3 protein-coding genes are annotated in these 6,000 nt (G+C 43.8%); all 3 read left to right on the top strand.

Annotated elements, in window-relative coordinates; translation table 11 throughout:
- Positions 1 to 385 precede the first annotated feature (385 nt).
- Positions 386 to 658, top strand: coding sequence for a hypothetical protein (locus G8764_RS13905; protein ID WP_166165247.1), 273 nt, complete (start codon positions 386 to 388; stop codon positions 656 to 658).
- A 3-nt stretch (positions 659 to 661) separates the two neighbouring features.
- A complete protein-coding gene (locus G8764_RS13900) occupies positions 662 to 3,022 on the top strand; it encodes a glycoside hydrolase family 3 C-terminal domain-containing protein (protein ID WP_279538458.1) in 2,361 nt (786 codons plus the stop codon).
- Positions 3,023 to 3,296: 274 nt separating this feature from the next.
- Positions 3,297 to 5,801: a LamG domain-containing protein gene (locus tag G8764_RS13895; protein ID WP_166165245.1), complete on the top strand. Its 2,505-nt coding sequence runs from the start codon at positions 3,297 to 3,299 to the stop codon at positions 5,799 to 5,801.
- Positions 5,802 to 6,000: the final 199 nt, after the last annotated feature.

Below are 6,000 nucleotides of genomic sequence, written 5' to 3'. Positions count from 1 at the left end.
AAGTGATCCGGCAAATGGAGCATCGACATAAGAAACGATTGGCGGCGATAGAGTCGGCTGAGAGGTGCCGAAAACGCAGGCGACAACCAAAAGTCGCCGCGCCTAATGTGACAAAGTAGAATTAAGACGTTAACACGAGCCAGGAGCGCGAAAAGTGCGAAGAGCCTGCAGCAGGTCTGGCAGGCGTCAACAGATCAAACGTACCCCACAATTTAAGAGTAAAGCAATGCGACATTTCGCATTTTGTAAGAGACATAAGATGATAGAAATCGAATACAAAAGTAGTATGAAAACGTGAACAATGATGTGAAATCTTAACCGTCTTCTAAACTGAGCTTCCAGAAAACCGAATTAAGAACGAATGTAAATTAGGAGCGAATTGGCCATGCAAAGAAGAAAGTTTTTAAAAAAATCATCTGCCCTGGGGTTGTTCGGCATTCTACCGATGCAGTTGTCCGCCGCCACCGCATTCAACAATTTCCTTACAAAGGAAAGCTCAACCAAGGGTCAATTATGGAAAGATCCTAGTGCAAGTGCAGAAGAGCGTGCCAATGACCTGCTGTCCAGAATGACCATAGATGAAAAAGTCAGCTTTTGTGGCTCTAGAATCCCGGCCATTGAGCGTTTAGGGATTCCCTTCTTTGAGTGGTACGGCTAGTCTCTGCACGGGATCATTGCATGGAACTGTACCCAGTTCCCCCAGAACATCGCCATGGGTAGCACCTGGAATCCGGATTTAATGTTCGATGTGGCAACCGCAATTTCGAATGAAGCCAGAGCACTGAAAAATACGGGCGAGAAAGAGGTTATGATGTTTGCGCCCACCGTCAATATGGCTCGTGATCCAAGGTGGGGCCGTAACGGTGAATGCTACAGTGAAGACCCCCATTTAATGTCTGAAATTTCCAGAATGTATGTTCGTGGTATGCAGGGTAACGACCTAAAATATACAAAGACGGTTACCACGGTCAAACATTACGTTGCGAATAATGTTGAGACAAAACGGGAGTGGAGTCACTCTCGAGTAAGCACGAAAGATCTATATGAGTACTACTTCCCTGCTTATAAGACTTGCATCGTAGATGAAGAGGCCACTGGGATCATGACAGGCTTGAATGGCCTCAATGGCATTCCATGCTCTGCTCATAACTGGCTCGTCAATGAGGTGCTGCGTGATGAATGGGGCTTTAAGGGCTATGTTATCGCAGACTGGGCCGCTGTCGAGGGGCTGCAAATAAGAATGAAATACGCCAAAAGCCAGCCAGAAGCTGCAGCGATGGCAATCAAAGCTGGCGTCGATCAGGAGTGCTTCAGAAACGACAACAGGCAGGCGCCTATGGTGGTCGCACTTAAGCCAGCCATAGAGCAAGGCCTCTTAACAGAGAAAGAGCTGGATATTTCAGTTCATAGATTGCTTCGCTTGAGATTTATGACGGGAGATTTTGATGAGCCCTCGCTGAACCCCTACTCGAAGATCCCCCAAAGCGTACTAGAGTGTGACGCTCATAAGCAGCTGGCTCGTAAAGCCGCCGAGCAGTCCATCGTGTTATTAAAGAATGACAATGTACTTCCCTTGAAGCAGGATGTGGATAGCATTGCCCTCATTGGACCGTTTGCAGACAAATGTTGGATGGGTATCTACTCTGGCTTTCCTAATAGCAAGGTCTCTCCTCTTGATGGCTTGAAGAGTGCAACCAATGCGGCAATCAGCTTCGCACCCGGCTGTGAAGTGACTGCTCACAAAGATGACGCCTGGAAAATTGCCGAGGCAGTGGAAGTCGCCAGGAAGGCTGAAACCGTTATTCTTGTGGTTGGAAATGATGAGACAACATCTACGGAAAACAGAGATAGAAGCTCGATTCAACTCCCCGGTAATCAGCACAAGCTCATTAAAGCGGTGCAGAAGGTCAACCCCAATATCATCCTGGTGCTAGTACCAAGTGGGCCAACGGCTATTGCCTGGGAGCAAGAGAATCTTCCAGCAATCGTATGTGCATGGCCGAATGGGCAGGAGCAGGGACACGCCCTGGCTAATGTACTATTTGGCAAGGTTAATCCTGGTGGTAAGTTATGTTCGACCTGGTTCAAGTCGGATGCGGATCTGCCCGACTTCCAGGACTACAACGTACAGAATAGCCGCACCTATATGTACTTTGATGGCGAGCCGCTCTACCCCTTTGGCTATGGCTTAAGCTATACGAGTTTCACAATTGAAGATGTCGAAGTCAGCTCACGCTCTGTTCCGGCCCAAGGAGTGTTACGCGTTTTAGTGAAAGTGGCCAATACGGGTGTTCGAGATGGCGATGAGGTGGTTCAGGTCTACGTGAAAGATGTGAGCTCTTCGAAGAAGGTGCCTAAGAAAGCACTCAAAGGCTTTAAGAGGGTCTCTGTTCCTGCAGGCAAGAGCGTCCCAGTAGAGATTACTATTCCCTATGAAGCCTTCTCTCACTATGACACTGCCGCCAATGACTATGTTGTTGAAGCAGGAGATTTTGAGATCATGGTGGGTAACTCAAGCAACCATATATCAGCAACGAAAACGGTAAGCGTTGCTGGCGGTGTAGTCCCCATTGCTCGAGTTGGGGGGAACAAAGGCGGATACTTTAAGGCCAGCGATCCCAAGAGAAAGCTAGCATGGGATTATCTATATGCGGGGAAACAAACGATTGCTTTTGCCAAGGGTGAGGAAGATGATGGTCTAACCTGGGAAGAGTATGAGATTACCTTTGTCGATCCAGGGTTCTATGTGAATACCTGGGATGCAGTGCTTCACTTTGAACATGCAACGAAAGAGGCCATCATCGAGACCTCTATGGCGGGTGCGAAAATTGCGACGTACACCATTCTGAACAAACAGCGAAGCCTGGATATCAAAATCCCCATTCCACCGGAATACGGAAAGCCAGTTCGCTTAAGAGTAAAAACTCTGGCGGGAGAAGTTAAAAATCGCGCCATTAAGATTATTCCACCAGGCGGCAAACCTTCATTTGTGGTCGAGAAGATTGTAGCTAAGTCGAAATAGCTGCCGCTGGAGATGCAGTGGCCCATGCAAGTGGGTCACTCTTTTCTCGGACCAGGTTTTATATCAGTTATGGCAGAAATATTTTGTCGACCTGCTGTTTGGCACACACAACCTCGTTGACAAACACCGAAGCCCTGTCTTGACTATGAGGCCATTTTATACTCTAATTGTTTTTGTTGACAATATACATTCGACAGTTCGCAATGAATTTAATTATAGTTAACATAAAACCCATAAAAGAACATCTTATTAACTTCATCACTGAGAAACCTACATGAAAAAATTGAGGGTAATATTTAATTTAATTGTGGTTCTAGCTTTGCCATTTCATTCCATTCAAGCATATGCAGAAATCGACGCCGGCGAAACAGTACCAGCCTCTTTAATTTTTGATGATAGGTCTAAATACACCAGCACCATATATGAAAATACGGGTGTACTGCCTGTTACTGTGAATTATCAAGCAGGCACTGGTAATACAGTAACTAACCAACTCAGTGGTATACAGTTTTTTTTACGAGAACTAAATTCAGACTGGCAAGTAATTAACGATACTATAGTTAATGATACGAATGCGATAGGTACAACCAGTGGCACATCGACTGTTGAAATTCCACTAAGAGGTTTAACGCCAACTTATGAGCTACCAGGTGGGAATTTTTACTACTTATTTGTTAAATTTTTTGCTGATGATGGCAGTGCACAAACAGCGTCCATTGCAGGAATTACTATCCAAGCTGGTTATAGAGAGCCATCTCTTTCTATCACTAATTCCTCTGAAATCAAAAATGGAATTTATGCCAATACAGGGGCGCTTACAGCTACCTTTAGTTTAGAATCAGGCTCAGGAAATACCATTACGAACGGGCTTGGAGGCCTTAAAGTTTACTTGCGAGAGCTGACTTCTAACTGGAGCGTTGTTAACGACGTAATTGTTTACGATGAGAGCGTTATTGGCGAAGAACATGCGACATCTACCGTTTACCTTCCGCTACAAGGACTGGTAACAACCAGTGAGTTACCTGAAGGTAATTTCTATTACTTATTTGCAGAATTCTTGTCTTCTAACGGCGTCCGCTACAATAATAGCATTGCTGGAATCATTATTGATACTGACTTCGATAATGATGATATTAGTGATCTGGTTGACACTGATGATGATAACGATGGCATGCCGGATGACATGGATCCAGAGCCAAAAGATGAAACTATTGGAGCTATTGTAAATGTCCCATTCTTCCAAGGTGAAAATAAGCCTGTATTTGAAGGTAAGAATTGGCACCTTGTTGAGGCTATGTCTGATGAATTTAACGCTTCTGTAATTGATACCGTTAAGTGGCAAGTAGAGCCTGTCGGTAATGACTGGACCTGGATTGGCAGACCGCCAGGTTTATTTACAACGGATACCATTAGCGTAGACAACGGAAAATTGAAAATAACCGTTGATGAATTAGTAGGCGGTGCTCAGTGGATTGAGACGCCTTATAAAGATGAAAATGGCAATCCTCTATTCGAGCTTTACCAGTACAAAGGGGCTATTATTCGCTCGATCACTCCAACTAAAGCACCAAGTGACGGCATTTCATACTACTTTGAGACTAAAATGAAAGCTAACCAAACGGAGATGTCTTCAACGTTTTGGTTAATGAGTAACAATAAGGATTGCACCAAAAAATTTGAAATCGATATTCAGGAAACGGTTGGTAAAATTAATCCGGGATTAACGTCTCAATGGGCACTAGATTGGGATCATATTTACCACTCCAATATGATTCACCGCCAAACTGGCTGTAACGAATCGAATCAAAATTCGGGGTCTGTTGATGTGCCTGCGGGCAGAAAAACATCAGACAGATATTTTATTTACGGTGCTCACTGGAAATCACCTAGTGAAATAGATCTATATCTTGACGGACAGTATGCCTACACAGTAACCCACCCCGTTGCGTTTGATCAGAAAATGTGGATTCAAATGGCCATTGAAACATATGACTGGAACCCAGTGCCAGAAGATGGTGGCATGGTTAAAGCAGGAACAGAAGAGCAAAGAACGACTTCATATGAATATGTTCGTACCTTTAAATTACTGTGCGAGGGTTGTACCGATGATGAAGAGCCTGCGCCTGTAGCGCCTTCTCTGATTTTTGATGATATATCTAAGTACAAAGTGCCGACCCACTTAACCACTAGCTCTCTAGACGTTACTTTGAATGTTGAAGCTGGAACGGGTCATACCATAGCGGATGATTTCGGTGGTGTAAGAGTTTATTTACGTGAACTACGCTCTAACTGGAGCTTGGTTAAAGACGTAATTGTTGATGACACTAGCGTTATTGGTGAGCAAACAGCAACATCAACTGTATCTATTTCTCTGGCCGGATTAACACCAACTAATGAGTTACCGGAAGGAAATTTCTATTTCCTATTTGCACAATTTCAATCCACTGATGGTAATGCTTACAACGCTGGAATTGGACGTCTAAATATTGACAATGATTATGATATGGACGGAATTGGAGATGCGTTAGATTCAGACGATGATAATGACGGTGTGCTTGATATTAGAGATGATTTCCCTAATGATGCTGTTTACGGTGTGTTAGGTGACTTTGATGGTGACCAAGATGTCGATAGAAAAGATATTTCATTTTTTGTACTCGCGCTAAAAGATCCAGCTTTACATAGAGCCGAGTTTGACTTTAATGGTGACGGTAAGGTACACCAAAGTGATGTAAGTGCAATCAGAAGTTTATGTACTCGACCACAATGCTCTGAGTAAAACCAACAATAAGTAACTTATTGTTGGTTACATTAAAAAGGTTCATACGAGCTAACTTGTATGAACCTTTTTTATTAACTATTCATTTTCAAGGTGTAAGTTGATGAAGCCCATACCAGAGCCTATGTTCAATCTGCTATACATTTACAGAAAATTAGCCTCCTAAAAGAGCAGGCTAATTTTTTTAACAAAGCTTATA

The organism is Pseudomaricurvus alcaniphilus, from assembly GCF_011440395.1.
GTDB lineage: Bacteria > Pseudomonadota > Gammaproteobacteria > Pseudomonadales > Cellvibrionaceae > Pseudomaricurvus > Pseudomaricurvus alcaniphilus.
Note: the sequence above shows the minus strand (reverse complement) of the source record. Positions and strands in the feature narration are given on the sequence as shown.

Bases quoted from the DNA above. Each gene is read 5' to 3' on its own strand.
- G8764_RS13905 (WP_166165247.1), top strand. From the start codon at position 386: ATGCAAAGAAGAAAGTTTTTAAAAAAATCATCTGCCCTGGGGTTGTTC.
- G8764_RS13895 (WP_166165245.1), top strand. From the start codon at position 3,297: ATGAAAAAATTGAGGGTAATATTTAATTTAATTGTGGTTCTAGCTTTG.